The sequence below is a fragment of the Cupriavidus sp. MP-37 genome (genome assembly GCF_020618415.1).
In the GTDB taxonomy this organism is placed as follows: Bacteria; Pseudomonadota; Gammaproteobacteria; order Burkholderiales; family Burkholderiaceae; genus Cupriavidus.
The window spans coordinates 112,509-138,592 of record NZ_CP085344.1; the positions used below are offsets into that span (position 1 = coordinate 112,509).

Consider the following 26,084-nt stretch of genomic DNA (forward strand, 5'->3'; position numbering starts at 1 on the left):
TCAGGCGCGTGCCGGCTCCGCGCTCTCCGGCTCTTCGGCCGGCGCCAGCACCGAGGCGGTCAGCGGCACCTCGATCCGGATCCGTACCCCGGCATCCGGTGACGAATCGATCTGCATGCTGCCGCCCAGCGCGGTGACGCGCTGCTCCATCCCCAGCAGTCCGTGGTGGCCGGCCGTGCTGCCGGCATCGAAGTCCGGCGGCAGTCCCTTGCCGTCGTCGCGCACGGTCAGCGTGAGCAGCTCGCCCTGGCAGGCCAGCGCGACCTCGACATGCCTGGCCTCGGAATACTTGCTGGCATTGGTCAGCGATTCCTGCACGATGCGGTACAGCGCGATCGCGGCTTCGTCGCGCAGCGCGGGCAGGTCTTCGGGCACGCTGACCTGGGTTTGCCAGTTGTTGCGCGCGCCCACTTCCTCGACCAGCTGGGACACCGCGGCGCGCAGGCCCAGGTTGAGCAGCACGGTGGGGCGCAGGTCTTCGATCAGGCGGCGCTTGATCTGGATGCCCTGGTCCACGTGCAGCATCACGCGCGTCAGGCGCTCGGCCGCGACCGGCTGGTCGGCCTGTATCTTGCGGCGCACCCAGTGCAGGTCCAGCTTGATCGCGGTCAGGATCGCGCCGAGTTCGTCATGCAGTTCGCGCGCGAGCCGGGTCTTCTCGTCTTCGGTCACGCGCTGCAGGTGGCCGGCCAGCGCCGACAGCTGGCGCGTGCGCGCGCGCACCTTGCGGTCCAGCCGCACGCTTTCCTCTTCCAGCTGGGTGCGCACCGCCTCGGCCATGGCCAGCCGCTTGGCGTGGCCGATGCCGACCGCCATCAGCAGGATGATGTTGATCGCCGTGAGCAGGCCGATGCCGTAGCGCGACAGCTGCACGTCGTTCTCGGCGCCCTCGAGCCGGTGCGAGACCGCGCCGGCCTCGCGCGCCTGCAGCTGGTCGAGCCCGCGGCGCGCGTTGTCCATGGTCTGCTTGCCGTAGTCGGTGCGGATCAGGTCCAGCGCCACTTCGAGGTCGCGCTTGCCGTACACCAGCGTCAGCGCCATCTCGTTGAGCTTGCTGTTGACCAGCTTGGAGGTGTCGCCGAACTGCTTCAGGCCTTCCGGGTCATTGGCGTAGCCCGCGCGGATCTGCGCCATCAGTTCGGCGATGCGGGGCAGCGCCTTGTAGTACGGCTCCAGGTAGCTTTCCTTGCCGGTCAGCAGGAAGCCGCGCTGGCCGGCCTCGGCATTGACCAGCTCGCCGTTGAGCGCGGCCAGCTCGGTCTGCAGGCGCTGCGAGCGGATCACGTCGGTATAGCTTTCGCGCAGGCGGATATTGCCGGTTTCCGACGCCACCAGCACCGCCAGCGTCAGCAGGATGCCGCCCGCGAGCAACAGCGTGTGAGGGAGAAATGACTGCTTGAACATGGGGCAATTCCTATCGTGAAGGCGCGCTCGCCCGCCGCGGCGCCAAGGGAGCGCCCATGGAATCACATCGACCGCCATGGGTCAACCCGGAGCCGGCTTCCGGGGCGCGCCTGGTGCGAGCACCGCAGCCCTGTCGCGCGCGCGGCGCCGGCCGCGGCAGGCGTTGTAGGACTTGGCTGACAGCGGAATCGGCTGCCTGTCGGTATTGGCACGAAGCGTGGCTTTCTACGATGAGGCTATGAGCTTGCACCCCTCGGCGCAAGCCTCACATGGGCCCAGCCAGGGCGCCTGGCCTGGTCCGAATTTTCGGGAGCCTAGCCATGCTGCAATATGCACTCGTATTTTTCGTCATCGCCCTGATCGCCGCGATTTTCGGCTTTGGCGGCATCGCCGCCGGTGCCGTGGAAATCGCCAAGATCCTGTTCTTCATCTTCCTGGTCGTGGCGCTGGTCGCCGCGGTAATGGGCCTCGTGCGCAGGGGACGATGAAGCCGGCGCAAGCCGGCGTCACCCCTCGACCGACTGACCCTGAGGAGACCGTATGCTGACGCAGAACCCTAAAGTCCGGAAGGAACTGAACCACCTGTCCGACAGTGCCGACAGTGCGATCCGCCATATCAAGCATGCCGCCCGCGATACGCGCGAGGCCGCGGCGCCGGTGTCCAGCGAAGTCAAGTCGTTGATCTCGCAGCTCGAGCACACCATCCAGGTGCTGGCGCGCGAGGGCTCGGCCGAGAGTCTGCAGGCCGGCCACCGCCTGCGTGAACGCGCCAGCGAGATGGCGCACCGGCTGCGCGCGCAGACCGCTGACGGCATGATGCGCGCCCGCGAGCGCGTCGACGGCGCGGTGGTGCAGGCCCAGCACCGCGTGGCCGAATCCCCGCTGAAGGCAGTGGCGATCGCCGCCGCCGTCGGCGCGGTGATCGGGCTGCTGCTGGCCAACGGCCGGCATCACGCCGATGAGGAATAGCCCAAGCGGTTTAGCCGACAACCTGGCTGACAAGCCCTGATGCGCAGACCCGCCCCTTCAGCGGGGCTGCGCCGGAATTCCCCCCTTTCCGGAACCCTCGTCCGGAAGCCCGGCCGCCAGTGGTGGTGCCGGGTGTTTTTTTATCCGCAAGCGAAACGGCGCTGAGCGCCCAGCGCGGGCGCGCGCCGGCAGCGCTCAGACACCCCACAGCACATTGGCCCCTTCGCGCTGCGAGGCGCGCAGCATGTCGAGGAACGGATAGGCCCGCTGTCCCAGGTGCAGCGGTTCTTCCTCTTCTTCCTCGGCATCGGGCCGGGCCTCGATCGCCGTGTCGGCCGGATGGGCGCGGCGCGCATCGGCCACGGCGGCTTCGAGCCTGTGGATCGCGTGCGGCAGTTCTTCGACGGTGATCACCCCCCGTTCCCCGAGATGCTTGCCGATGATGCCCAGGAGCGTCACGGCCAGATCCTTCATCATGATCAGGTCCTGCGCGGCGTGGGATTTGAAGGTGATCAGCATGATGGTTTTTCCTTTCTCGGAGAACGGTGGGCGGCGTCCCCGGGGGCGGGATGCCGCGCCGGTTCGGGCACGGTCTGGTACGGCCGCCGGAGCCGATTGTGGTCCGTGGCCGCCTTGCGCATGATGTCAGCATAGCACCTGATAAAATTGCGCGTTCCCGATTCCCATGCCTGTCACGCGGCGCGGCGTTGATTCGCCGTCACTTGCCGTGTTCGTGGCACCGGCGCGGCCCGCAGTGGACCGCGCCTGAACCAGCCCACAGGGCTTCCGACATCCATGCTGCCTGTTCAGACCTCCAATCTTGCCGCCGCGTTCACCGATGCCGTGCGCGCGCTCGCTCCGGCCGATGCCACCTTGCCCGCCGTCACCTTCGAGCGGCCCAAGGTGGCCGCCCATGGCGACCTCGCCTGCAATGTCGCGATGCAGGTTGCGCGCGCGCTCAAGAGCAATCCGCGCGAGCTGGCGCAGCGCATCGTCGCCGCGGTCGAGGCCGATGCCCGCGCGCAAGGGCTGGTCGCGGCCATGGAGATCGCCGGCCCCGGCTTCATCAACCTGCGCCTGACGCCGGCGGCCAAGGCCGAGGTGCTGCGCGCGGTGCTGAACGAGGGCGACCACTACGGCGCGCAGGAGCGCGGCGTGCAGGGCCAGGTGCTGGTGGAATTCGTCTCGGCCAACCCGACCGGTCCGCTGCACGTCGGCCACGGCCGCCAGGCGGCGCTGGGCGACGCGCTCGCCAACCTGCTGTCGTGGCAGGGCTGGCACGTCCACCGCGAGTTCTACTACAACGATGCCGGCGTGCAGATCCAGACCCTGGCGCTGTCGGTGCAGGCGCGCGCGCGCGGCCTCAAGCCGGGCGATGCCAGCTGGCCCGAGGCCGCCTACAACGGCGACTACATCGCCGATATTGCCGCCGATTTCCTCGCCGGCAAGACCGTCAGCGCCTCCGACGGCGAGCCGGTGACCGCGTCCGGCAATGTCGACGACATCGACTCGATCCGCAAGTTCGCCGTGACCTACCTGCGCAACGAGCAGGACATCGACCTGCAGGCCTTCGGCGTCAAGTTCGACCGCTACTACCTGGAGTCGTCGCTGTACAGCGACGGCCGCGTCGACGCCGCGGTGCAGTCGCTGATCGGCAAGGGCAAGACCTACGAGAGCGAGGGCGCGCTGTGGCTGCGCACCACCGACGACGGCGACGACAAGGACCGCGTGATGAAGAAGAGCGACGGCACCTATACCTACTTCGTGCCGGACGTGGCCTACCACACCACCAAGTGGGAGCGCGGCTTCACCAAGGTCATCAACGTGCAGGGCAGCGACCACCACGGCACCATCGCGCGCGTGCGCGCCGGCCTGCAGGGCCTGGACATCGGCATCCCGCAAGGCTATCCCGACTACGTGCTGCACAAGATGGTGACCGTGATGAAGAACGGCGAGGAGGTCAAGATCTCCAAGCGCGCCGGTTCCTACGTCACCGTGCGCGACCTGATCGAATGGTCCAACGGTGGTGACGAAACCATTCGCGGCTGCCTGGAAGGCGGCGTGGCCGACTGGCCTGCGCACTTCACCCGCGGCCGCGACGCGGTGCGCTTCTTCCTGCTGTCGCGCAAGGCCGATACCGAGTTCGTGTTCGATGTCGACCTGGCGCTCAAGCAGAACGACGAGAACCCGGTGTACTACGTCCAGTACGCCCACGCCCGCATCTGCTCGATCTTCGAGTCGTGGGGCGGCGCGGACTGGGAAGCCCGGCTGGCCGAGCTGGCCGGCGCCGACCTGTCCGCCGTGACCGGCGCCGAAGCCAGCGCCCAGGCGCTGGCGCTGGGCCGTCGCCTGGCCGAGTTCCCGGACATGCTGGCCGCCGCCGCGGCCGAACTGGCGCCGCACGCGGTGGCCTTCTACCTGCGCGACCTGGCCGGCGACTTCCACGCCTTCTACAACGCCGACCGCGTGCTGGTCGACGACGAAGCCGTCAAGCGCGCCCGCCTGGCGCTGCTGGCTGCCACGCGCCAGGTGCTGCGCAACGGCCTGGCGGTGATCGGCGTGTCCGCCCCGCGCCGCATGTAAGCAGCCGCCGGCGCGCCCGGCACGGGCCGCCAGGCGACGCAACGGGGCCAGCGGCCCCGGGGACGATCCGGTGCGGCCGCGGGCGGCACTGGCTCTATAATCCCGGCATCACCGAAGAGGACTTCATGCAACAGCAACGCAAGCGCGAGTCGCGCAATGTCCGCCGCAGCCAGCAGCGTGGCGGTACGTTCCTGGGCCTGGTGCTCGGGCTGATCGTCGGGCTGGCCATCGCCGTGGTGGTCGCCCTGTACATCACCAAGTCGCCGACGCCGTTCCAGCAGAAGCACGCCCCGCGGCCGAGCGAGCCCGGCAACGTCACCAGCCAGCTGCCGGCCCCGGCCCAGCGCGCCGACGAGGGTCCGAGCGACCCGAACAAGCCGCTGTGGAGCAAGACCCCGGCCAAGCCGGTGGGCCAGGCGCCCGAGCCCGAGCCCAAGCAGAACGGCCAGCCGCCGGTGGCGACCCGCCCGGCGGAGAAGCCGGTGGAGCGGCCGCTGGAAAAACCCGTGGAAAAACCGGCTGACAAGCCGCTCGCCGCCAAGCCGGCCGAAAAGCCGGTATCCGACCCGATCGCCGAGATCGCCCAGGCCGACGCGCACAAGGTGGGCTACCTGCTGCAGGTGGGCGCGTTCCGCTCGTCGGACGACGCCGACCGCCAGAAGGCCAACCTGGCGATGCAGGGCTTCGAGGCCCGCATCACCGAGCGTGACGTCAATGGGGTCAAGATGTACCGGGTGCGCCTGGGGCCGTACAACCGCATCGAAGACATGAACAAGGCACGCGACCGGCTGCAGTCGTCCGGTTTCGAGGCCTCGGTGATCCGCTTTACCAAGCAGTAGGCGGCACCGCTTAATACCCGGTAACCGCCGCAACACCGCAGCAACAGGTTCCTGCCAGCAGCGGCGGGCGCGCCGATGAACCGGGTGCCGCCGCCGCTGTCATACGCTCATCGTCCAAACCGCAAGGCCGTTCTGATATGAAAAAACTCGCCGCACTGTTCGCCATGTTCGCCGCCGTGGGCGGCCTGCTGATGTCCGCCCCGTCGCAGGCGGCACCCACCGAAGGCAAGGAGTACCAGGTCCTGAAGACACCCCAGCCGGTCCCGGCGGGCAAGATCGAGGTGACCGAGTTCTTCTGGTATGGCTGCCCGCACTGCTACGAGTTCGAGCCGGACCTGGAAGCCTGGGTCAAGAAGCAGGGCGGCAATGTGGTGTTCAAGCGCGTGCCGGTCGCCTTCCGCGACGACCTGCTGCCGCACACCAAGATCTTCTACGCGCTGGAAGCCATCGGCAAGCTCGACGCCATGCACAACAAGGTCTTCAGCGCCATCCACGTCGACCGCAAGCGCCTGACCGACACCAACGAGATCGCCGATTTCATGGCCAAGAACGGCGTCGACCGCAAGGCCTTCCTGGACGCGTACAACTCGTTCACGGTGACGACCAATTCGCAGCGCGCCAACAAGATCGCCGACGCCTACAAGATCGACGGCGTGCCGACCGTGGTGGTGCAGGGCAAGTACGTGACCTCGCCGTCGATTGCCGGCAACAAGCAGACTGCCGTGCAGACCATGGATTATCTGGTGGAGCAGGTCAAGGCGAAGAAGCTTTGATTGGCTGAGGGTTTGCTCCCCTCTCCCGCTTGCGGGAGAGGGGCAGGGGGTGAGGGCAGGCGCCGGCATACCGACGCGCTGTACTTCGTCGACGCTGTACTTCGTCGATATTCCCGCCCTCACCCCAACCCTCTCCCGCGAGCGGGAGAGGGAGTACCCAGGCAGGGGGGCAAAGACCTGTGGCAAGCCAAACGGCTGGTATCCTGTACCAGCCGTTTTTTATTTCCAACCGCCTTCGCGTTTATGCGCCCCCTCAAAGTCTTCCTCACCGGTGCCTCCAGCGGCCTGGGCCAGGCGCTCGCGCGCGAGTATGCCGCGCAGGGTGCGATCCTCGGCCTGGTGGCGCGGCGCGAGGACGCGTTGCGCGCGTTCGTGGCGACGCTGCCCAATCCGGGCGCGGTGCGCGTCTATGGGGCCGATGTGCGCGATGCCGAGGCGATGGCGCGCGCCGCGGAAGACTTTGTCGGCCAGTTCGGCTGCCCGGATGTGGTGATCGCCAATGCCGGGGTCTCGGTCGGCACCGTCGCCAGCGAGCGCGAGGACCTGGACGCGTTCCGCCAGGTCATGGACACCAACTGGTTCGGCGTGCTCACCACCTTCCAGCCCTTCCTGCACGCGATGCAGGCGCGCGAGCCCGGGCATTTCGGCCGGCGCGGCACGCTGGTGGGCATTGCCAGCGTCGCCGGCGTGCGCGGGCTGCCGGGCGCCGGCGCCTACAGCGCTTCCAAGTCGGCGGTGATCAAGCTGCTGGAAAGCCTCCGGCTGGAGCAGCGCCGGCACGGCATCCGCGTGGTCACGATCGCGCCCGGCTATATCCGCACGCCGATGACCGCGCACAACCCGTACCGCATGCCGTTCCTGACCGATGCCGACGTGTTCGCGCGCAAGGCCGTGCGCGTGATCGCGGCGGGGCGGCGCTTCCGCGTGATCCCGTGGCCGATGGGCGTGGTGGCGGCGCTGCTGCACGTGATGCCGCGCTGGCTGTACGACGCGCTCGCCGCGGGCGCGCCGCGCAAGCCGCGGCGTGGCGAAAGCCAGGGGGAGCCCTGACCATGTGGACCGATGCCATCGGCCAGCAGCATGCCGCTGCCACCGGCGTGGTGAGGATCGCCTCGCTGGTGCCGTCGGTGACCGAACTGCTGTTCGCGCTCGGGCTGGCGCGGCAGATGGTGGCGCGCACCGGCTTCTGCATCCACCCGGAACCGGCGGTGCGCGCGGTGCCCAAGGTGGGCGGCACCAAGGACGTCAACGTGGCGCGGCTGCGCGCGCTGGCGCCCACGCATGTGGTGGTCAATATCGACGAGAACCGGCGCGAGACCGTGGACCAGATCCGCGGCTTCGTGCCCAACGTGATCGTCACCCATCCGTGCGCGCCCGAGGACAACCTCGGGCTGTACCGGCTGCTGGGCGGCATCTTCGGCTGCCATGCCGAGGCCGAGGCACTGTGCGCGGCGCTGCAGGCGCAACTGGATGCGATCCGCATGCGGCCGTGGCCGGCGCGGCGCGTGCTGTACGCGATCTGGCAGGACCCGTGGATGACGGTGTCGCGCGACACCTATATCAGCCGCATGCTGGCGCTGGCCAACTGGCAGACCTGGCCTGGCGGCACGGATTCCGTGCAGGCTTGCGCGGGCGGCGACTGCAGCCGTCCCAACGCGCCCGGCGAGCGCTATCCCACCTTCCGCTGGAGCGACGCGCTGGTGCGCGAGCTCGACCTGGTGCTGCTGTCGACCGAGCCCTACCGCTTTACCGAAGACCACGCCGACGCGCTCGAGCGCCAGCTCGGCAAGCCGGTGCTGCTGGTCGACGGCGAGATGCTGTCGTGGTACGGCAGCCGCGCCGTCGACGGGGTGCGCTACCTGGCGGCGCTGGCGGCCGCCAACTGAGGCTCCGGGAAGATCAGGCGGCGCGGAAGCGGATCACGCCGTCGTCGCCGGTTTCGCGCACCAGCTCGCCGCGGTGCCACAGGCAGTGCAGGTGGGCCAGCGACTCGCCCATGGCGAAGGTCATCTGGTGGATGTCGAACTGGCGCTTGAAGATCACGCTGACGATGTCGTACGCGCTGCAGGGTTTTGCGCGGCACGCCTCCAGCGTTTCGGCGAGGCGGTCGGCATGGTGCTCGCGCAGCTGCATGATGCGGGTATGCAGGTTGCGGAAGGGGCGGCCGTGCGAAGGCAGGATCAGCACGTCCTGCGGCAGCGGCTCGTACTTGCCGAGCGAATCCAGGTAGAGCTGCAGCGAATTGCCCTCGGGCTCCATGTCGAACACGCTGACATTGGTCGAGATGCGCGGCAGCACCATGTCGCCGGAGACCAGCACATTGGTGGCGGCGTTATACAGCGCCACGTGCTCGGGCGAATGGCCGAAGCCGGTGATCACGCGCCAGCCGGAGGTCGCCGCGTCGGTGCCGATGCGCACCGTGTCGCCTTCCATCAGGCGGCGGTACTGGGCCGGCAGGTCGGGCACCAGCGACGGATAGTAGGTCTTGCGCGCGCGCAGCTTTTCCTGGCTGTCGGGATCGGTCAGCCCGTGCAGCGCGAAATGCGCGGCAGCGGCGTCGCCGCCGGCGCTCGACCCGGCCCCGGTGCCGCTGCCCATCACGCGCGCGCTCATGTAGTCGCCCAGGCTCATCCACAGCCGCACGTCGAAGCGCCGGCACAGCCAGTGCGCCAGCCCGACATGGTCCGGATGGCTGTGCGTGACCAGCACCCGCACCACCGGCAAGCCTTCCAGCTCGTTGGCGAAGATCGTTTCCCAGTGGCCCTTGATGACATCGTTGGTGATGCCGCAGTCGATGATGGTCCAGCCGTCGCGTCCGTCCAGGCGGTCGCGCAGCAGCCACAGGTTGATGTGGTCGAGCGCGAACGGCAGTGGCATGCGGAGCCAGAAGACGCCCGGGGCGACCTCCTGCCGGGCGCCGGGCGCGGGCATGGTCTCGCCGAACGGATATTGGAGCTGGTGTTCGAGTGCGTTCATGAGGAGTCTCGTGGGGTCGAAGCCTGGCGGCGGGGCGCGGGCTTTCTCGTTCTGCCGGCACGTCCCCGGATCGTGCGCGGGAGCGTGCAAGCACCGGTTGCCAGCCGATCTGGTTGACGCTAACGTAAACGTCAACCATACGGGATCGTTTCCATCTTAAGCGAAAACTTGATTTCGCAACGAACGACCGTTCACTTTCTTTGGTCAGGCCATGTCAGCGACGCCAGCGGCGACTTCCGCCACCTACACCATTACCGACCTCGCACGTGAGTTCGACGTCACGCCCCGGGCCATCCGCTTCTATGAGGACCAGGGCTTGCTGTCGCCCGAGCGGGCGGGGCCGGGCGGGCGCAAGCGCGTCTACAACGGCCGCGAGCGGACCCGGCTGAAGCTGACGCTGCGCGGTAAAAGGTTGGGGCTTACTCTCAACGAGATCCGCGAGATCCTTGATCTTTACGAATCTCCGCGCGACACCGCCCCGCAACTGGACCGCTTCCTGCACGCACTCGCGGCACACCGGCGCACGCTCGAGCGGCAGATGGAAGACCTGCAGGCGCAGCTCGCCGAGATCGACCAGCACGAGCGCCAGTGCAAGGCGCTGCTGGCGGCGCAGAGCGGCGGCGATGCGCCGGACCAGACCCATGCCGCGTGAGCGGCGCTTGCGCACGCCTTGGTGCGATCCGGGATTGACGTTTACGTAAACGTAAATAGAATAGCCGGACAGTGCCCGCCGCGCGCTGTCCATCCAACCAGGCCCCCAACCGGAACCCTGACATGACCGCCTCCACCGACCGTGCCGTGCCCGCCGAACCGGAACCGCTGTCCGCCGCGCGGGCCGACGCCATTGCCACCAGCTTCTCGCGCCAGGGACTGATGCGCACCTTCGGCGCCGAGCTGGCGCGCGTGCAGCGCGGCGAGGTGGAGCTGGCGATGCCGTGGTCCGACGGCGTGACGCAGCAGCACGGCTTTTTCCACGGCGGCGTGGTCGGCGCGCTGGCCGACAGCGCCTGCGGCTATGCCGCGCTGACGCTGGTCGGCGAAGAGGAGGCGGGGCTGACCGCCGAGTACAAGATCAACCTGCTGTCCCCGGCCCAGGGCGAACGCCTGGTGGCGGTGGGGCGGGTGCTCAAGCCCGGGCGCACGCTGATCGTGGCGCAGGGCGATGTCTACGTCGAGCAGGACGGCCGCCGCAAGCCGGTGGCGACCATGCTGATGACGCTGTGCGTGGTCAAGACACTGGGCCACGTCTGAACCGATCGATCCGGCAACCCCGGACCAACCCGCCACACACCGATTCCTACAGGAGACCACCATGACTGAACTGCCAGGCCTGAAATTCGATCTGGGCGAAGACATCGAGATGCTGCGCAATTCCGTGCGCGACTGGGCCCAGGCCGAACTGGCCCCGCGCGCGGCCGAGATCGACCGCACCGACCAGTTCCCGATGGACGCGTGGAAGAAGATGGGCGACCTCGGCGTGCTCGGCATCACCGTGGCCGAGGAATACGGCGGCGCCAACATGGGCTACCTCGCCCATATGATCGCGATGGAAGAAATCAGCCGCGCCTCGGCCTCGGTCGGCCTGTCCTACGGCGCGCATTCCAACCTGTGCGTGAACCAGATCCACCGCAACGGCACCGCCGCGCAGAAGGCAAAGTACCTGCCCAAGCTGGTGTCGGGCGAATGGATCGGCGCGCTAGCGATGAGCGAGCCCAACGCCGGCTCCGACGTGGTCAGCATGAAGCTGCGCGCGCAACTGAAGGGCGACCGCTACGTGCTCAACGGCACCAAGATGTGGATCACCAACGGCCCGGACTGCGACGTGCTGGTGGTCTATGCCAAGACCGAGCCCGAGCTGGGTGCGCGCGGCATGACCGCGTTCATCGTCGAGAAGGGCATGAAGGGCTTCTCGGTAGCGCAGAAGCTGGACAAGCTCGGCATGCGCGGCTCGCACACCGGCGAGCTGGTGTTCGAGGACGTGGAAGTGCCGGTGGAAAACATCCTGGGCGCCGAGAACGGCGGCGCCAAAGTGCTGATGAGCGGCCTGGACTATGAGCGCGCGGTGCTGTCCGGCGGCCCGGTCGGCATCATGCAGGCCTGCATGGACGTGGTCACGCCGTACATCCACGACCGCAAGCAGTTCGGCCAGAGCATCGGCGAATTCCAGCTGATCCAGGGCAAGGTGGCCGACATGTACACCACGCTGCAGGCGGCGCGCAGCTACCTGTACACGGTCGGCAAGAACCTGGATGCGCTCGGCAGCGACCACGTGCGCCAGGTGCGCAAGGACTGCGCCGCGGTGATCCTGTACACGGCGGAGAAGGCCACCTGGATGGCGGGCGAGACCGTGCAGATCCTGGGCGGCAACGGCTATATCAACGAGTACCCCGCCGGCCGCCTGTGGCGCGATGCCAAGCTGTACGAGATCGGCGCCGGCACCTCGGAGATCCGCCGCATGCTGATCGGCCGCGAGCTGTTCGCGGAAACGATGTAAGGGTGCGCGGGGGCGCCGGAATCACCTCCGGCGTCCCCGGACATCCGGGCCCTGGCCCGGAACCCATTTACAATCACAGTACCCGTCGCAAGACCGTCACGCAGCCGTTCCCGTCGACCCCATGTCCCACTTCCCCAAACTGCTCTCCTCGCAGATTGCCTACGATGTGGCGAGAACGATGCTCGACGGGTTCGACAAGCACTACCGCCTGTTCCGCGACGTCAGCCACCAGGCCAAGCTGAAGTTCGAGGCCGGCGACTGGCACGGGCTGCAGCAGATCCAGCGCGACCGCATCGCGTTCTACAACGAGCGCGTGCGCGAGTCCAGCGTGATCCTGGAAGACGAGTACGACGCCGAGAACATCGACGACGAGATCTGGCAGCAGATCAAGCTGCACTACATCGGGCTGCTGACCAACCACCACCAGCCCGAGCTGGCCGAGACCTTCTTCAACTCGGTGTGCACGCGCATCCTGCACCGCTCGTACTTCAACAACGATTTCATCTTCGTGCGCCCGGCGATCTCGACCGAGTACATCGAGAACGAGGAATCGCCCACGCGCCCGACCTTCCGTGCCTACTACCCGGGCAGCCGCGAGGGCATGGCGGCGTGCTTCGAGCGCATCGTCCACAACTTCCAGCTCGAGCGCCCGTTCGAGGACCTGCCGCGCGACATCGGCTACGTGGTGCGCGCCGTCGGCGAGCATTTCGGCGACCTGCGCATCGCGCCGAATTTCCAGATCCACACGCTGTCGTCGCTGTTCTTCCGCAACAAGGCGGCCTTCATCATCGGCCGCATCGTCAACGGCGACCGCACCTTCCCGCTGGCGATCCCGATCCTGCACGGGCCCTCGGGCAAGCTCGTGCTCGACACCGTGCTGCTGAAGAAGGAACAGCTGCTGATCCTGTTCTCGTTCACGCACTCCTACTTCATGGTCGACATGGAGATCCCGTCGGCCTACGTGACCTTCCTGCGCGACATCATGCCGCGCAAGCCGCGCGCGGAGATCTATACCTCGCTGGGTCTGCAGAAGCAGGGCAAGAACCTGTTCTACCGCGATTTCCTGCACCACCTGCAGCATTCGTCGGACCAGTTCATCATCGCGCCCGGCATCCGCGGGCTGGTGATGCTGGTGTTCACGCTGCCGTCGTACCCGTACGTGTTCAAGGTGATCCGCGATGTTTTCCCGGCGCCCAAGGAAACCACGCGCGAGCTGGTCAAGTCGAAGTACCAGCTGGTCAAGCAGCACGACCGTGTCGGCCGCATGGCGGATACGCTGGAATACTCCGACGTGGCGTTCCCGCTGTCGCGCTTCGACGAGGCGCTGGTGCGCGAGTTCGAGCAGCACGCGCCCTCGATGATCGAATACCAGCGCGCCAGGGATGGCGGCGAAGAGATCGTGGTGCGCCACGTCTATATCGAGCGCCGCATGACGCCGCTGAACATCTACCTGCAGGAGGGTTCGGACGAACAGGTCGAGCACGGCGTGCTGGAATATGGCAATGCCATCAAGGAACTGATGGCCGCGAACATCTTCCCGGGCGACATGCTGTACAAGAACTTCGGCGTCACCCGCCATGGGCGCGTGGTGTTCTACGACTACGACGAGATCGAGTACCTGACCGACTGCAACATCCGCCACGTGCCGCAGCCGCGCAACGAGGAAGAGGAGATGTCGGGCGAAGTCTGGTACACCGTGCGTCCGCACGACATCTTTCCCGAGACCTTCCGCACCTTCCTGCTGGGCGATCCGCGCGTACGCGCGGCGTTCCTGCGCCACCATGCGGATTTTTTTGACCCTGCCATGTGGCAGAGCCACAAGGACCGGCTGCTGGCCGGACATGTCCATGACTTCTTTGCCTATCACGCTTCTGAGCGATTCATTCACCGCTACGGCGCCGAGCCGTCCGTCAACCCGTCCCACCCACAGCCCGCTGCCGGCCTTGCAAGGAGAGTCGCATGAATGACGCCATCGCCCAGCTGTTCCGCAACAACCGCGACTGGGTCGACCGCGTCAATGCGGAAGATCCGGCCTTCTTTACCCGCCTGGCCAACCAGCAGGCGCCGGAATACCTGTGGATCGGCTGCTCCGATTCGCGCGTCCCGGCCAACCAGATCCTGGGCCTGGCGCCGGGCGAGGTGTTCGTCCACCGCAACATCGCCAACGTGATCGCGCACAGCGACCTGAACGCACTGTCGGTGATCCAGTTCGCGGTGGAAGTGCTCAAGGTGCGCCATATCACCGTGGTGGGCCACTACGGCTGCGGCGGGGTCAAGGTTGCGCTCAAGCGCGAGCGCATCGGCCTGGCCGACAACTGGCTGCGCCATGTGCGCGACGTCGCCGACAAGCATGAGTCCTACCTCGGCACCATCCTGCGCGAGGAGGACGCCCACACCCGGCTGTGCGAGCTCAACGTGATCGAGCAGGTCAACAACGTCTGCCAGACCACCGTGATCCAGGACGCCTGGGCGCGCGGCCAGGCCATCACCGTGCACGGCTGGATCTACGGCGTGTCCGACGGCCTGCTGCGCGACCTCGGCATGGCCGCCAGCAACAACGACGAGCTGCACGAGCAGCTGGCCGCGGCCTACCGCCAGTACGGCGAGCCGCCGCAGGCGTCGATCCGCTGACCCATTGGCCTGACACCGCTTACCCATACCTACCGATCCAGGGAGACCCGACATGGAAGAGATCGTCATCGTTTCAGCCGCCCGCACGCCGATGGCTGCGTTCCAGGGCGAATTCGCCAGCGTCACCGCACCGCAACTGGGCGCGGTGGCCATCCGCGCCGCGGTCGAGCGCGCCGGGCTCAAGCCCGAGCAGGTAGAGGAAGTGGTGTTCGGCTGCGTGCTGCCCGCCGGCCAGGGCCAGGCGCCGGCGCGGCAGGCCGCGCTCGGCGCGGGCCTGCCGCTGGGCACGGGCTGCACCACCGTCAACAAGATGTGCGGCTCGGGCATGCGCGCGGCCATGACCGTCTATGACGGCCTGGTCGCCGGCTCGTTCGAGATCGCCGTCGCCGGCGGCATGGAAAGCATGACCAACGCGCCCTACCTGATCCCGAAGGGCCGCGGCGGCTACCGCATCGGCCACGGCATGATCTACGACCACATGATGTTGGACGGCCTGGAAGACGCCTACGACAAGGGCCGCGCCATGGGCACCTTCGGCGAGGACTGCGCCGCCAAGTACGGCTTCACGCGCGAGCAGCAGGACGAATTCGCGATGGAAAGCGTGCGCCGCGCGCAGCAGGCCACCGCGAACGGCGACTTCCGCTGGGAGATCGCGCCGGTGACGGTATCGGGCAAGGGCGGCGACACCGTGATCGACACCGACGAAGGCCCGCGCCGCATCAAGCTCGACAAGATCCCGTCGCTCAAGCCCGCCTTTGCCAAGGACGGCACCATCACCGCGGCCTCGTCGTCGTCGATCAACGACGGCGCGTCGGCGCTGGTGATGATGCGCGCCTCCACCGCAAAGGCGCTGGGCCTGCAGCCGATCGCCCGCATGCTGGGCCACACCACCCACGCGCAGGCGCCGGGCTGGTTCACCACCGCGCCGGTCGAGGCCATCGCCAAGCTGTACCGCAAGCTCGACTGGACCACCGACAGCGTCGACCTGTTCGAGATCAACGAGGCCTTTGCCGTGGTGCCGATGGCGGCGATGCACGACCTCAAGATTCCCCGCGACAAGGTCAATATCCACGGCGGCGCCTGCGCGCTGGGCCATCCGATCGGCGCCTCGGGCGCGCGCATCATGACCACGCTGATCGGCGCGCTGCGCAAGACCGGCGGCAAGCGCGGGGTGGCGAGTTTGTGCATTGGTGGCGGTGAGGCGACGGCGGTGGGGATTGAGCTCCTGTAACGTTTCCTTCTCCACTTGGGTGCTCCCCTCTCCCGCGTGCGGGAGAGGGGCGGGGGTGAGGGCCGGCGCATGCCAAGCATGACGCGCCATACTTCGTGGCCACGCCCGCCCTCACCCCAACCCTCTCCCGCAAGCGGGAGAGGGAGCAAGACCGTGGCAGTTTGCTGAATCCGTGGCCAGCCGTGCCGTCTGCGGCGCAGGCCAGTTCTTGAATGGAGGCCCACCCTTGCCAACCGCCCTCATCCTCGGTGCCTCGCGCGGCATCGGCCTTGAATTCGTGCGCCAGTACCGTGCCGACGGCTGGCGTGTCATCGCGGTGGCGCGCACGCCCGAGGGCGTGGGCGCGCTGCAGGCGCTGGGCGCCGAAGCGCACCAGGCCGACCTGTCCGACCCCGGCGCGGTGGCGGGCCTGGGCTGGAAGCTCGATGGCGAGGCGCTCGACGTCGCGGTCTACAACGCCGGCGTGATGGGGCCGCGCAGCGAAAGCGCGCAGCCGGTCACGCCGCCGGAGTTCGACCGCGTCATGCATGTCAACGTGCTGGGACCCATGATGGCGCTGCCGTTGCTGCTGCCCTATGTCGAGGCCGGGCAGTCCGGCCATGGCGGCGTGCTGGCGGTGCTGTCCTCGCGCATGGGCAGCATCGGCGCGATGGAGCACAGCACCAGCTGGCTGTACCGCGTCAGCAAGGCGGGCGCCAACGCCGCACTGCGCGCGGTGTCGCTGGATGCGCGCCATGCCACCTGCGTCGCGCTGCATCCCGGCTGGGTCAAGACCGACATGGGCGGTCAGGAAGCCGACCTGACCGTGCAGCAGAGCGTCAAGGGCATGCGCCAGGTGCTGGCCAGCGTCAAGCGCCGCGACAACGGCACCTTCCACAACTACGACGGCACGCCCATCCCCTGGTAAGGGCGCCCGCACACCTGATCACCGGACCGACATGCTGCTGACCCCCGAACAGGAAATGATCCGCGACGCCGTGCGGCAGTTCGCGCAGGAAGTGATCGCGCCGCAGGCCGCGCAATGGGACCGCGACAAGACCTTCCCCAAGGACGTGCACCGCGAACTGGCGGCGCTGGGCGCCTACGGCGTGGCGGTGCCGGAACAGTATGGCGGCGCCGGGCTCGATTACCTGTCGCTGGCGCTGATCCTGGAAGAAATCGCCGCCGGCGACGGCGGCACCTCCACCGTCATCAGCGTCAACAACTGCCCGGTGTGCAGCATGCTGATGTCGTTCGCCAGCGAGGCGCAGAAGCAGCAGTGGCTGGTGCCGCTGGCGCGCGGCGAGATGCTGGGCGCGTTCTGCCTGACCGAGCCGCACGTCGGCTCCGATGCGTCGGCGCTGCGCACCACGGCGGTCCGCGACGGCGACCACTACGTGCTCAACGGCGTCAAGCAGTTCATCACCAGCGGGCAGAACGCCGACGTGGCGATCGTGCTGGCGGTGACCGACAAGGCCGCCGGCAAGCGCGGCATCAGCGCCTTTATCGTTCCGACCTCGACCCCGGGCTACGTGGTGGCGCGGCTCGAAGACAAGCTCGGCCAGCATTCGTCGGACACCGCGCAGATCCTGTTCGAGGATTGCCGCGTGCCGGCCGCCAACCTGCTCGGCGATGAAGGCGGCGGCTACAAGATGGCGCTGTCGGGGCTGGAAGGCGGCCGCATCGGCATCGCCTCGCAGAGCATCGGCATGGCGCGCGCCGCGTTCGAGGCGGCGCTGGCGTATGCCAAGGAACGCGAGAGTTTCGGCCAGCCGCTGTTCCAGCACCAGGCGGTGCAGTTCCGGCTGGCCGAGATGGCGACGCGCATCGACGTGGCGCGCCAGATGGTGTGGCATGCCGCCGCGCTACGCGATGCTGGCCGCCCGTGCCTGAAGGAGGCGGCGATGGCCAAGCTCTTCGCCAGCGAGATGGCCGAGCGGGTGTGCTCGGATGCGATCCAGGTGTTCGGCGGCTATGGCTACGTCAGCGACTTCCCGGTCGAGCGCATCTACCGCGACGTGCGCGTGTGCCAGATCTACGAGGGCACCAGCGACATCCAGAAGCTCCTGATCGCGCGCGCGCTGGCCTAGCGCCGCCATTTGCGCGTACGATGAGCAGGCGAGGCGGGTGTGCAGCGCCCGCGCCACGCCTTCCCGCAACCGGACCTGCAACCACAACAATAGGGCCCCCGACATGACCGCAGCGATCGACTTCTACTTCGACTTCTCTTCGCCGTACGGCTACTTCGCCAGCACCCGTATCGACGACCTGGCGCAGAAGTACGGGCGCAACGTCGCCTGGCATCCGATCCTGCTGGGCGTGGTGTTCAAGACCACCGGCGCGACGCCGCTGCCGCAGCTGCCGCTCAAGGGCGACTACAGCTGGCGCGACTTCGAGCGCACCGCGCGCTTCCACGGCATCGAGTACAAGCGCCCCACGCATTTCCCGCTGCCCACCACGCATGCCGCGCGCGCCATGCTGTGGCTGCAGAACCATCACGGCGACGACCTCGCCGCGGCCTTTGCCAGGTCGGTGTACCGCGCGCTGTTCGTCGACGACATCAACATCGCCGAGCCGGCCGAGATCATGAAGCTGGCCGAGCCGCTGGGCGTGGACGTGCAGGCGCTCGATGCCGGCGCCACCAGCTACCAGATCAAGGACCAGCTCAAGGCCGAGATCGAGGTGGCGATGGCCAAGGGCGTGTTCGGCTCGCCCTTCGTCATCGTCGATGGCGAGCCGTTCTGGGGCTTCGACCGCTTCGACCAGGTCGAGGCCCATTTGAAGAGCCGCCGCCAGACCGAACTCCGGGCCGTTCCCAACCTGGACACCAAGGAAAAGAAACCCGCATGACTGCAGTAAACCGTGGCCATTCCGGCCGATTCGATTGCGTGATCTTCGACTGCGACGGCGTGCTCGTCGACAGCGAGCCCATCGTCAACCGCGTGCTCAACCAGATGCTGAACGAGCTCGGCATCGAGATCTCGCTGGAAGACTCCACGCGCCTGTTCCTTGGCCGCGCGGTGCGCGAAGAGCTGGACATGATCGAACGCATGCGCGGCGCGCCGCTGCCCGAGAACTGGCTGTCGACCTGGCTGGCGCGCCGCAACGCGGTGCTGGAAGAAGAAGTCGCGGCCGTGGCGCATGTGCGCGAGGCCATCCGCGCGGTCGCCGCGACCGGCATGCCGGTGTGCGTGGCGTCGGGTGCCGACCGCGTCAAGGTCAAGCTGCAGCTGACCAAGACCGGGCTGGCCGAGCTGTTCCAGCAGGATGAGCGCGAGCATATCTTCTCGGCCACCGAGGTCGAGCGCAGCAAGCCCGCGCCGGACGTGTACCTGCTGGCCGCGCGCACCATGGGCGTCGAGCCGGCGCGCTGCGCCGTGGTGGAAGACAGCCCGACCGGCGTGACCGCGGGCGTGGCGGCCGGCATGACGGTGTTCGGCTACGCCGCGCGCAACGATGCCGCGCAGCTGCGCGAGGCCGGCGCGCGCACCATCTTTACGGATATGCGCGAGCTGCCGGAGCTGGTGGGATGACGGGCATGAAGGCGGCCAGGGCAACCAAGGCGGCGCAGCGCCTGCCAAAGGCCGGCCCGGTGCCGTGCCCGTGCGGGAGTGCGGACTATGACGCCTGCTGCGGCCGCTTTCACCGCGGCGAGGCGCTGCCGCCCAATGCCGAGGCGCTGATGCGCTCGCGCTACAGCGCCTATGTACTGAACGACATCGACTGGCTGCGCCAGACCTGGCATGCGTCGACCTGCCCGGCCGAGCTGCTGCCGGACACCGCGACGCGCTGGCTCGGCCTGGCGGTCAAGGCGCATGCGCAGCAGGACGACACGCACGCCGAAGTGGAATTCGTGGCGCGCTACAAGGTGGGCGGGCGCGCCTGGCGGCTGCACGAGCGCAGCCGCTTTGTCTGCGAGGCGCGCGCGCCGGGCGAGGCGCCGCGCTGGCTGTATGTGGATGGCGACATCATCGGGGAGACACCATGAGCATCGACGAGCAGAAAGAGCCTGAGTACCTGCTGTATTGCTTTGCCCAGTCCGGCAACGCCTACAAGGTGGCGCAGCTGCTGGAAACCGTCGGCATGCAGCGCGGCCTGCCGCCGCATCAGCCACTGTGGCAGGCGCGCTTTGTCGATTTCTTCAACGGCGAGACCCGCACCCCGGAATACCGCGCCATCAACGTGATGGGCGAGGTGCCGGTGCTGGAGTTCGGTGGCCAGCGCCTGTCGCAGTCCGGCGCCATCCTCGAGACGCTGGCGTCGCGCCTGGACGCATTCGGTCCGCGCAACGAGGCCGAGCGCGCCGAGGTGCTGCGCTGGCTGCTGTTCGACAACCACAAGTTCACCTCGTACACCGCCACCTATCGCTTCATGCGCACCTTCGCCAGGTCGCCCGACCCCGCCGTGCTGGAATTCTTCCGCGCGCGCTGCGAAGGCGCGTGGAACGTGCTGAACACGCACCTGGCCGGACGCGACTTCGTGCTGGGCGAGCGCCCCACCATCGCCGACTTCTCGCTGGCGGGCTACGTCTTCTTCGACGACGAAATCGGCGTGCACTGGCGCAAGGAGTATCCGCATCTCCACGCGTGGACCGAGCGCTTCCGCGCCTTGCCCGGCTGGAAGCATCCTTATGACCTGATGCCCGGGCATCCGCTGCCGAAGGCAGCCGGCTGAGGCTGCTGCGGGTTCCGAAGTCCACGGTGGTCGACGAGATGAAGTCCGGCGTATTCCGCATGTAACGCCCCGCCGTCCCCGATATTGCCTGACACCTCATGCGCCGCACCGCCCGCCTGTTTTGCCGCCTTGCCCTGGCCACGGCGCTTGCCGTGCTGGCACCGCTGTGCGGGCATGCGCAGATGGCGAACGGCAACGGCCAGTCGGCGGCGCGCGTGCGCTTCCAGGAGCAGGTGGTAATGCTGCCCAAGGCCGCGATCCCGTCGCGCATCGACCTGGAGGCGACGGTGTTCAAGCCGGCCGGGGACGGGCCGTTCCCGCTGGTGGTGATCAACCACGGCAAGGCGCCGGGCCGGCCCGGCATGCAGGGGCGCGCGCGCTTTCCGGCACAGAGCGTGGAATTCCTGCGCCGCGGCTACGTGGTGGTACTGCCGATGCGGCAGGGCTTTGCGCGCTCGGGCGGCGCCTATATCGGCGGCAGCTGCGACATCGAGACCAACGGCATGATGCAGGCCGACGACGTCGTCGCCACGCTCGACTACATGGCCACGCAGCCCTATGTCGACATGGAACGCATCGTCGTGATCGGCCAGTCGCACGGGGGGCTGACCACCATGGCGTTCAGCACCATCGCCTATCCCGGCGTGCGCGGCGTGGTCAACTTTGCCGGCGGGCTGCGCAACCTGAATTGCCCGGACTGGGAAGCGCGCCTGGTCGATGCCTTCGCCAGCTACGGCAGCGCGGCGCGCTATCCCTCGCTGTGGGTCTATGGCGAGAATGACAGTTACTGGCCGGTGCCCTTGCCCGGCCGCATGTTCAACGCCTTCAAGGCGCGCGCCACCGGCCCGGCGGCGCAGGCGCGGCTGGTCGACGTGGGCGAGTTCGGCGCCGACTCGCACCGCCTGTTCAGCGCGCGCGAAGGCATCCCGGTGTGGCTGCCCGAGGTGGGCGACTTCTTCCGCTCGCTGGGGCTGCCCTTCGATCCGGGCACCTGAGCCGCATCGTCCCTATCCGCACTATCCGCAAAATCCGCCAAATCCGCCAACGGAGCGAACCATGGAATTCACTGCCCTGACCGTCACTATCGCCAACCACGTCGCCACCGTCACGCTGAACCGGCCCGACGTGCGCAACGCCTTCAACGAGACCGTGATCGCCGAGCTGACCGGCGCCTTCCGCGCGCTCGGCGACATGGACGAGGTGCGCGCCATCGTGCTGGCCGGCAACGGGCCGGCCTTCTGCGCCGGCGCCGACCTGAACTGGATGAAGAAGATGGCCGGCTACTCCGACGACCAGAACCGCGCCGATGCGCTGACGCTGGCGCAGATGCTGCACACCATCTGGTCCTGTCCGCGCCCGGTGATCGCGCGCATCCAGGGCGATACCTACGCCGGCGGCATGGGCCTGGTGGCCGCGTGCGATATCGCGGTCGCGGCCGAGCATGCGCATTTCTGCCTGTCCGAGGCGCGCCTGGGCCTGTTGCCCGCCACCATCAGCCCGTACGTGATCCGCGCCATGGGCGAGCAGGCCGCGCGCCGCTACTTCATCACCGCCGAGCGCTTCGACGCCGCCGAGGCGCTGCGCCTGGGCCTGCTGCACGCGGTGGTGCCGGCCGAGGCGCTCGACGCCAAGGTCGCCGAGCTGACGGCCGCGCTGGTGGCCAACAGCCCCAACGCCGTGCGCGAGAGCAAGCGGCTGGTGCAGGACATCGCCGGGCGCGTGATCGACAACGACCTGCTGGCGGATACGGCCGACCGCATTGCGAAGATCCGCGCGTCGGAAGAGGGGCGCGAAGGGGTGAAGTCGTTTCTGGAGAAGCGCACGCCGTCGTGGCGGCCGGCCTGAAGCAAAGGGGTTGGCTTCACCCCTGGGTTGCTCCCCTCTCCCGCTTGCGGGAGAGGGAGCCCCGCAGCAGCATGGGACTGCACACCGCACGGAAAAAAGTCTTGCGTGGAGATCGCAGCACGCTAGCGACAACAAGTAGGCTTTATTCGGATACGTCAGGCAAGTTACGCTAAAGATCCGTCAATCTGGAAAACTCACCGGCATTGCCAAGCCGCGGCAGACCTTCCTACCATGACCCTCCCCAATCCGTCCGCCACCCTCGCCCCGACCCAGCCCTTGCTGGCAGCGGCGCCGGCGCGGACGGCCAACCAAGGAGGGCTATCTTGGACCACCTGTCCCTTTCCCCCGGCAGCGGCACGGCCAGCCTGGGCCAGCGCAGCCGCGCTGCCGTCTGGCATCCGTGCACGCGCCTGCGTCCGGACGATGACGCCGTGCCGCTGGCGATCGTGCGCGGCGAAGGCCCGTGGCTGCACGATGCCGACGGCCAGCGCTATTTCGACGCCACCAGCTCCTGGTGGGTCAACCTGTTCGGCCACGCCAACCCGCGCATCAACGCCGCGCTGGCGAGCCAGCTGGAAACGCTCGAGCACGTGATGCTCGCGGGCTGCACGCACGCGCCCGCGGTGGAGCTGGCCGAGCGCCTGTCGGCGCTGACCGGCGGCGCGCTGGGCCATGTCTTCTACGCTTCGGATGGTGCCTCGGCGGTCGAGATCGCGCTGAAGATGAGCTTCCACTACTGGCGCAACACCGGCCTGCCGGCCAAGCGCGAGTTCGTCTGCCTGCGCCACGGCTACCACGGCGAAACCGTGGGCGCGCTCGCCGTGACCGACGTGGAGATCTTCCGCGACGCCTACGACGCGCTGATCCGCCGCGCACACGTGGTGATGTCGCCCGATGCGCGGCAGGCCGGGCGCGGCGAGACCGCTGCCGAGGTGGCGGCGCGCGCGCTGGCGGCGCTGGAAGCGCTGCTGCGCGAGCGCGCCGGCGCGATTGCCGCGCTGATCGTCGAGCCGCTGGTGCAGGGCGCCGCCGGCATGGCGATGCATGACCCGTGCTACCTCGACGGCGTGCGCGCGCTGTGCGACCGTTACCGCGTCCACCTGATCGCCGACGAGATCGCGGTGGGCTGCGGGCGCACCGGCACCTTCTTCGCGTGGGAACAGTCGCGCGGCACCGAGGCGCCGCTGCCCGCGCATGCCTGGCCGGATTTCCTGTGCCTGTCCAAGGGCATCAGCGGCGGCTACCTGCCACTGTCGCTGGTACTGTCGCGCCCGGAAATCCAGCGCGCCTTCGTCGCCGACGAGCTCGCGCGCAGCTTCCTGCATTCGCACTCGTACACCGGCAATCCGCTCGCCTGCCGCGCGGCGCTGGCCACGCTGGACCTGTTCGCGCAGGACGACGTGCTGGCGCGCAACCGCGAGCGCGCGCAGTGGCTGGCCGAAGGCATGGCCGCGCTGGCCGCCGATGCGCGCGTGCACCACGTGCGCCAGCGCGGCCTGATCTGGGCCGCCGACGTGCGCGACGAGGTTGCCGGCGCCGACTTTGCCGCGCGCTTCCACCATGCCGCGCGCGCACGCGAGCTGCTGGTACGCCCGATCGGCCATACGCTCTACGTGATGCCGCCCTATGTCTTCGACGCCGCGCAGGCGCGCTGGCTGGGCGAACAACTGCTGGCCACCCTCGACGACGTGACCGGGAGCGCGGACGTGAGCACGGGCAAGGAGGTGCGCCATGCTGCTTGAACAACTGAAGCAGGCCGCCGAACAGCGCCACGCGCTGGCGCTGACGCGCCGCCGCCGCATTGCGCACAGCGCCTGCGCGCCGCACCAGGCCGTGGGCGAGGACGGCACCGAGGCGGAATCGCTGCTGACCTTCTGCAGCAACGATTACCTTGGGCTGGCCAACCATCCGCAAGTGGTCGCCGCGCTGGTTGAAGGCGCGCAGCGCTATGGCGCCGGCAGCGGCGCCTCGCATCTGGTCAGCGGCCATTCGCTGGCGCACGCGCAGCTGGAGGCCGAGCTGGCGCGCTGGCTCGCGCCGCACATCGCGCAGGCGCGCACGCTGTACTTCTGCACCGGCTACATGGCCAACATGGCGGTGCTGACCGCGTTGGGCACGGCCGGGGCGACGCTGTTCTGCGAGTCGCTCAACCATGCCTCGCTGATCGACGGCGCCCGGCTGGCGCGTGCCGAGGTGCAGCGCTTCCCGCATTGCGATACCGCTGCGCTGGAGGCGTTGCTCGCGGCCAGCACCAGCGCGCGCAAGCTGATCGTCACCGACAGCGTATTCAGCATGGACGGCAACATCGCGCCGCTGCGACAGCTGCTGGCGCTGGCCGAGCGTTATGACGCGTGGATCGTCGTCGACGATGCCCATGGCTTCGGCGTGCTCGGCGAACAGGGCCATGGCGTGCTGGAAGCGCTGGGCCTGTCGTCCGAACGCTTTATCTATATCGGCACGCTCGGCAAGGCCGCCGGCGTCGCGGGCGCCTTCGTCGCCGCGCACGAGACCATCATCGAGCACCTGGTCAACACCGCGCGGCCGTATATCTACACCACGGCCGCACCGCCCGCGGTCGCGCATGCGCTGCTGGCCAGCCTGGCGATCATCGAAGGCGAAGAGGGCCGGCAGCGCCGCGCGCAACTGGCGCGCTGCATCGCGCTGCTGCGCGAGGGCCTGGCGCAGCTGGCCGCGATCGCCGGCTGGACCCTGGGCGACAGCCAGACCGCGGTGCAGCCGCTGATCGTCGGCGACAACGGTGCCGCGCTGGCGCTGTCGGCCACGCTGGAGGCCGACGGCATCCGCGTCGGCGCGATCCGGCCGCCGACCGTGCCCGAGGGCACCGCGCGGCTGCGCATCACGCTGTCGGCCGCGCACGCCGAAGCCGATGTGCGGCGCCTGCTGGATGCGCTCGCCGCCGCGGTGGCGCAGCGGGAGGCCGCATGAGCACCCGCGCTGCCTTCGCCTGCTTCGTCACCGGCACCGATACCGGCATCGGCAAGACCCACGCCAGTGCCACGCTGCTGCATGCGCTCCATGGCGCCGGCTACCGCACCGCGGGCATGAAGCCTGTCGCCAGCGGCAGCGAATGGCGCGACGGCCACTGGCACAACGACGATGTGGCGCAGCTGCGCGCCGCCAGCTCGGTTGCGGTGCCGCTGGGCCAGACCTGCCCGTTCCTGCTGCGTACGCCGTGCTCGCCGCACCTGGCGGCCGCGCAGGAAGGCGTGCGCATCACGCGCGCGCCCATCCGCGCCGCCTTCGACGCGCTGCGCCAGCAGGCCGACGCCGTGGTGGTCGAGGGCGTGGGCGGCTTCAACGTGCCGCTCGACGCCGGCGCGGTGCGCTGGAACACCGCCGACCTCGCGGTGATGCTGAGCGTGCCGGTGGTGCTGGTGGTCGGCATCCGGCTCGGCTGCCTGAACCACGCCATGCTGACCGCCGAGGCCATCCGCGCGCGCGGCCTGCCGCTGGCCGGCTGGATCGCCAACCGGGTCGACCCGGACATGCTGCTGGCCGACGAGAACATCGCCACGCTGCATGCGTCGCTGGATGCGCCGTGCCTGGGCGAGCTGCCGTGGCAGCTCGCGCCCGCCGCCGCCGCGGGCCGGCTCGACCTGGCGCCGCTGCTGGCCGCCGCCACCCGATACCAGACCGAGGCCGCCGGCCTCGCCGCATGAACACAG

At 68.6% G+C, this 26,084-nt stretch carries 27 protein-coding genes; 24 read left to right on the top strand and 3 right to left on the bottom strand.

Annotated features, from left to right (window positions below; translation table 11 throughout):
• Nucleotides 1-1,404 carry a CHASE3 domain-containing protein gene (locus LIN44_RS00555; protein WP_227313095.1) on the bottom strand — a complete coding sequence of 468 codons (1,404 nt, stop codon included), beginning with the start codon at nucleotides 1,402-1,404 and terminating at the stop codon, nucleotides 1-3.
• A gap of 320 nt (nucleotides 1,405-1,724) precedes the next feature.
• On the opposite strand from LIN44_RS00555, the gene LIN44_RS00560 reads away from it, so the two are divergent.
• Nucleotides 1,725-1,892: a DUF1328 domain-containing protein gene (locus LIN44_RS00560; RefSeq protein ID WP_010812883.1), complete on the top strand. Its 168-nt coding sequence runs from the start codon at nucleotides 1,725-1,727 to the stop codon at nucleotides 1,890-1,892.
• Between the two features lie 52 nt (nucleotides 1,893-1,944).
• Nucleotides 1,945-2,373 (top strand): DUF883 family protein, encoded by a 429-nt coding sequence (locus LIN44_RS00565; RefSeq protein WP_227313096.1) that lies wholly within the window; start codon nucleotides 1,945-1,947, stop codon nucleotides 2,371-2,373.
• A gap of 195 nt (nucleotides 2,374-2,568) precedes the next feature.
• On the opposite strand, the gene LIN44_RS00570 is transcribed toward LIN44_RS00565, so the two are convergent.
• On the bottom strand, nucleotides 2,569-2,892 hold the full coding sequence (locus tag LIN44_RS00570; protein ID WP_227313097.1) for a DUF1840 domain-containing protein: 324 nt from the start codon (nucleotides 2,890-2,892) through the stop codon (nucleotides 2,569-2,571).
• Between the two features lie 276 nt (nucleotides 2,893-3,168).
• Between LIN44_RS00570 and argS the strand changes: the two genes are divergently transcribed.
• From argS to LIN44_RS00595, 5 genes are all read left to right on the top strand, one after another.
• Nucleotides 3,169-4,956, top strand: coding sequence for an arginine--tRNA ligase (gene argS / locus LIN44_RS00575; RefSeq protein ID WP_227313098.1), 1,788 nt, complete (start codon nucleotides 3,169-3,171; stop codon nucleotides 4,954-4,956).
• Nucleotides 4,957-5,081: 125 nt separating this feature from the next.
• Nucleotides 5,082-5,795, top strand: a complete 714-nt coding sequence (locus LIN44_RS00580; RefSeq protein WP_227313099.1) for an SPOR domain-containing protein — start codon at nucleotides 5,082-5,084, stop codon at nucleotides 5,793-5,795.
• A 137-nt stretch (nucleotides 5,796-5,932) separates the two neighbouring features.
• On the top strand, nucleotides 5,933-6,568 hold the full coding sequence (locus tag LIN44_RS00585; RefSeq protein WP_227313100.1) for a thiol:disulfide interchange protein DsbA/DsbL: 636 nt from the start codon (nucleotides 5,933-5,935) through the stop codon (nucleotides 6,566-6,568).
• Between the two features lie 243 nt (nucleotides 6,569-6,811).
• Complete coding sequence (locus LIN44_RS00590; protein WP_227313101.1) at nucleotides 6,812-7,618, top strand: SDR family oxidoreductase; 807 nt, start codon at nucleotides 6,812-6,814, stop codon at nucleotides 7,616-7,618.
• Nucleotides 7,619-7,620: 2 nt separating this feature from the next.
• Entirely contained in the window at nucleotides 7,621-8,454 is an 834-nt protein-coding gene (locus LIN44_RS00595) for a helical backbone metal receptor (protein WP_227313102.1), read from the top strand.
• A 13-nt stretch (nucleotides 8,455-8,467) separates the two neighbouring features.
• Here the strand turns inward: LIN44_RS00595 and LIN44_RS00600 are convergent, their stop codons facing one another.
• The gene (locus tag LIN44_RS00600) at nucleotides 8,468-9,544 is read right to left on the bottom strand and encodes an MBL fold metallo-hydrolase (protein WP_227313103.1); all 1,077 of its coding nucleotides are present in this window, start codon (nucleotides 9,542-9,544) and stop codon (nucleotides 8,468-8,470) included.
• Nucleotides 9,545-9,755: 211 nt separating this feature from the next.
• Here LIN44_RS00600 and LIN44_RS00605 point away from each other — a divergent pair, with 211 nt between their 5' ends.
• The 17 genes from LIN44_RS00605 to bioD all read left to right on the top strand — a co-directional run bounded on the left by LIN44_RS00605 (nucleotide 9,756) and on the right by bioD (nucleotide 26,078).
• The gene (locus tag LIN44_RS00605; protein WP_227313104.1) at nucleotides 9,756-10,196 is read left to right on the top strand and encodes a MerR family DNA-binding transcriptional regulator; all 441 of its coding nucleotides are present in this window, start codon (nucleotides 9,756-9,758) and stop codon (nucleotides 10,194-10,196) included.
• Nucleotides 10,197-10,318: 122 nt separating this feature from the next.
• Nucleotides 10,319-10,795, top strand: coding sequence for a PaaI family thioesterase (locus LIN44_RS00610; protein ID WP_227313105.1), 477 nt, complete (start codon nucleotides 10,319-10,321; stop codon nucleotides 10,793-10,795).
• A gap of 61 nt (nucleotides 10,796-10,856) precedes the next feature.
• The gene (locus tag LIN44_RS00615; protein WP_227313106.1) at nucleotides 10,857-12,038 is read left to right on the top strand and encodes an isovaleryl-CoA dehydrogenase; all 1,182 of its coding nucleotides are present in this window, start codon (nucleotides 10,857-10,859) and stop codon (nucleotides 12,036-12,038) included.
• A 121-nt stretch (nucleotides 12,039-12,159) separates the two neighbouring features.
• Nucleotides 12,160-14,001: a bifunctional isocitrate dehydrogenase kinase/phosphatase gene (aceK, locus tag LIN44_RS00620; RefSeq protein ID WP_227313107.1), complete on the top strand. Its 1,842-nt coding sequence runs from the start codon at nucleotides 12,160-12,162 to the stop codon at nucleotides 13,999-14,001.
• A complete protein-coding gene (gene can / locus LIN44_RS00625) occupies nucleotides 13,998-14,669 on the top strand; it encodes a carbonate dehydratase (protein ID WP_012351453.1) in 672 nt (223 codons plus the stop codon). Before aceK ends, can begins: the two co-directional genes overlap by 4 nt.
• Before the next feature lie 52 nt (nucleotides 14,670-14,721).
• Nucleotides 14,722-15,900, top strand: a complete 1,179-nt coding sequence (locus LIN44_RS00630) for an acetyl-CoA C-acetyltransferase (RefSeq protein ID WP_227313108.1) — start codon at nucleotides 14,722-14,724, stop codon at nucleotides 15,898-15,900.
• 226 nt (nucleotides 15,901-16,126) lie between these two features.
• Nucleotides 16,127-16,807 (top strand): SDR family oxidoreductase, encoded by a 681-nt coding sequence (locus LIN44_RS00635; protein WP_227313109.1) that lies wholly within the window; start codon nucleotides 16,127-16,129, stop codon nucleotides 16,805-16,807.
• A 31-nt stretch (nucleotides 16,808-16,838) separates the two neighbouring features.
• Complete coding sequence (locus LIN44_RS00640; RefSeq protein ID WP_227313110.1) at nucleotides 16,839-17,969, top strand: acyl-CoA dehydrogenase family protein; 1,131 nt, start codon at nucleotides 16,839-16,841, stop codon at nucleotides 17,967-17,969.
• Between the two features lie 103 nt (nucleotides 17,970-18,072).
• Nucleotides 18,073-18,729 (top strand): 2-hydroxychromene-2-carboxylate isomerase, encoded by a 657-nt coding sequence (locus LIN44_RS00645; protein WP_227313111.1) that lies wholly within the window; start codon nucleotides 18,073-18,075, stop codon nucleotides 18,727-18,729.
• Nucleotides 18,726-19,412 (top strand): HAD family phosphatase, encoded by a 687-nt coding sequence (locus LIN44_RS00650; protein ID WP_227313112.1) that lies wholly within the window; start codon nucleotides 18,726-18,728, stop codon nucleotides 19,410-19,412. The genes LIN44_RS00645 and LIN44_RS00650 overlap by 4 nt, the downstream gene beginning before the upstream one ends.
• A complete protein-coding gene (locus LIN44_RS00655) occupies nucleotides 19,409-19,867 on the top strand; it encodes a YchJ family protein (protein ID WP_227313113.1) in 459 nt (152 codons plus the stop codon). Before LIN44_RS00650 ends, LIN44_RS00655 begins: the two co-directional genes overlap by 4 nt.
• Nucleotides 19,864-20,553, top strand: coding sequence for a glutathione S-transferase family protein (locus LIN44_RS00660; protein WP_227313114.1), 690 nt, complete (start codon nucleotides 19,864-19,866; stop codon nucleotides 20,551-20,553). Before LIN44_RS00655 ends, LIN44_RS00660 begins: the two co-directional genes overlap by 4 nt.
• A 98-nt stretch (nucleotides 20,554-20,651) precedes the next feature.
• On the top strand, nucleotides 20,652-21,548 hold the full coding sequence (locus LIN44_RS00665; protein ID WP_227313115.1) for a dienelactone hydrolase family protein: 897 nt from the start codon (nucleotides 20,652-20,654) through the stop codon (nucleotides 21,546-21,548).
• 61 nt (nucleotides 21,549-21,609) lie between these two features.
• A complete protein-coding gene (locus LIN44_RS00670) occupies nucleotides 21,610-22,398 on the top strand; it encodes an enoyl-CoA hydratase/isomerase family protein (protein ID WP_227313116.1) in 789 nt (262 codons plus the stop codon).
• A gap of 323 nt (nucleotides 22,399-22,721) precedes the next feature.
• The gene (gene bioA / locus LIN44_RS00675; protein WP_227313117.1) at nucleotides 22,722-24,140 is read left to right on the top strand and encodes an adenosylmethionine--8-amino-7-oxononanoate transaminase; all 1,419 of its coding nucleotides are present in this window, start codon (nucleotides 22,722-22,724) and stop codon (nucleotides 24,138-24,140) included.
• A complete protein-coding gene (bioF, locus tag LIN44_RS00680) occupies nucleotides 24,130-25,344 on the top strand; it encodes an 8-amino-7-oxononanoate synthase (protein WP_227313118.1) in 1,215 nt (404 codons plus the stop codon). The genes bioA and bioF overlap by 11 nt, the downstream gene beginning before the upstream one ends.
• The gene (gene bioD / locus LIN44_RS00685) at nucleotides 25,341-26,078 is read left to right on the top strand and encodes a dethiobiotin synthase (RefSeq protein ID WP_227313119.1); all 738 of its coding nucleotides are present in this window, start codon (nucleotides 25,341-25,343) and stop codon (nucleotides 26,076-26,078) included. The genes bioF and bioD overlap by 4 nt, the downstream gene beginning before the upstream one ends.
• Nucleotides 26,079-26,084 lie beyond the last annotated feature (6 nt).

What these genes read in the sequence shown, in the direction of transcription:
- LIN44_RS00555 (WP_227313095.1), bottom strand. Translation starts at nt 1,404, where the DNA reads ATGTTCAAGCAGTCATTTCTCCCTCACACGCTGTTGCTCGCGGGCGGC.
- LIN44_RS00560 (WP_010812883.1), top strand. Translation starts at nt 1,725, where the DNA reads ATGCTGCAATATGCACTCGTATTTTTCGTCATCGCCCTGATCGCCGCG.
- LIN44_RS00565 (WP_227313096.1), top strand. Translation starts at nt 1,945, where the DNA reads ATGCTGACGCAGAACCCTAAAGTCCGGAAGGAACTGAACCACCTGTCC.
- LIN44_RS00570 (WP_227313097.1), bottom strand. Translation starts at nt 2,892, where the DNA reads ATGCTGATCACCTTCAAATCCCACGCCGCGCAGGACCTGATCATGATG.
- argS (WP_227313098.1), top strand. Translation starts at nt 3,169, where the DNA reads ATGCTGCCTGTTCAGACCTCCAATCTTGCCGCCGCGTTCACCGATGCC.
- LIN44_RS00580 (WP_227313099.1), top strand. Translation starts at nt 5,082, where the DNA reads ATGCAACAGCAACGCAAGCGCGAGTCGCGCAATGTCCGCCGCAGCCAG.
- LIN44_RS00585 (WP_227313100.1), top strand. Translation starts at nt 5,933, where the DNA reads ATGAAAAAACTCGCCGCACTGTTCGCCATGTTCGCCGCCGTGGGCGGC.
- LIN44_RS00590 (WP_227313101.1), top strand. Translation starts at nt 6,812, where the DNA reads ATGCGCCCCCTCAAAGTCTTCCTCACCGGTGCCTCCAGCGGCCTGGGC.
- LIN44_RS00595 (WP_227313102.1), top strand. Translation starts at nt 7,621, where the DNA reads ATGTGGACCGATGCCATCGGCCAGCAGCATGCCGCTGCCACCGGCGTG.
- LIN44_RS00600 (WP_227313103.1), bottom strand. Translation starts at nt 9,544, where the DNA reads ATGAACGCACTCGAACACCAGCTCCAATATCCGTTCGGCGAGACCATG.
- LIN44_RS00605 (WP_227313104.1), top strand. Translation starts at nt 9,756, where the DNA reads ATGTCAGCGACGCCAGCGGCGACTTCCGCCACCTACACCATTACCGAC.
- LIN44_RS00610 (WP_227313105.1), top strand. Translation starts at nt 10,319, where the DNA reads ATGACCGCCTCCACCGACCGTGCCGTGCCCGCCGAACCGGAACCGCTG.
- LIN44_RS00615 (WP_227313106.1), top strand. Translation starts at nt 10,857, where the DNA reads ATGACTGAACTGCCAGGCCTGAAATTCGATCTGGGCGAAGACATCGAG.
- aceK (WP_227313107.1), top strand. Translation starts at nt 12,160, where the DNA reads ATGTCCCACTTCCCCAAACTGCTCTCCTCGCAGATTGCCTACGATGTG.
- can (WP_012351453.1), top strand. Translation starts at nt 13,998, where the DNA reads ATGAATGACGCCATCGCCCAGCTGTTCCGCAACAACCGCGACTGGGTC.
- LIN44_RS00630 (WP_227313108.1), top strand. Translation starts at nt 14,722, where the DNA reads ATGGAAGAGATCGTCATCGTTTCAGCCGCCCGCACGCCGATGGCTGCG.
- LIN44_RS00640 (WP_227313110.1), top strand. Translation starts at nt 16,839, where the DNA reads ATGCTGCTGACCCCCGAACAGGAAATGATCCGCGACGCCGTGCGGCAG.
- LIN44_RS00645 (WP_227313111.1), top strand. Translation starts at nt 18,073, where the DNA reads ATGACCGCAGCGATCGACTTCTACTTCGACTTCTCTTCGCCGTACGGC.
- LIN44_RS00650 (WP_227313112.1), top strand. Translation starts at nt 18,726, where the DNA reads ATGACTGCAGTAAACCGTGGCCATTCCGGCCGATTCGATTGCGTGATC.
- LIN44_RS00655 (WP_227313113.1), top strand. Translation starts at nt 19,409, where the DNA reads ATGACGGGCATGAAGGCGGCCAGGGCAACCAAGGCGGCGCAGCGCCTG.
- LIN44_RS00660 (WP_227313114.1), top strand. Translation starts at nt 19,864, where the DNA reads ATGAGCATCGACGAGCAGAAAGAGCCTGAGTACCTGCTGTATTGCTTT.
- LIN44_RS00665 (WP_227313115.1), top strand. Translation starts at nt 20,652, where the DNA reads ATGCGCCGCACCGCCCGCCTGTTTTGCCGCCTTGCCCTGGCCACGGCG.
- LIN44_RS00670 (WP_227313116.1), top strand. Translation starts at nt 21,610, where the DNA reads ATGGAATTCACTGCCCTGACCGTCACTATCGCCAACCACGTCGCCACC.
- bioF (WP_227313118.1), top strand. Translation starts at nt 24,130, where the DNA reads ATGCTGCTTGAACAACTGAAGCAGGCCGCCGAACAGCGCCACGCGCTG.
- bioD (WP_227313119.1), top strand. Translation starts at nt 25,341, where the DNA reads ATGAGCACCCGCGCTGCCTTCGCCTGCTTCGTCACCGGCACCGATACC.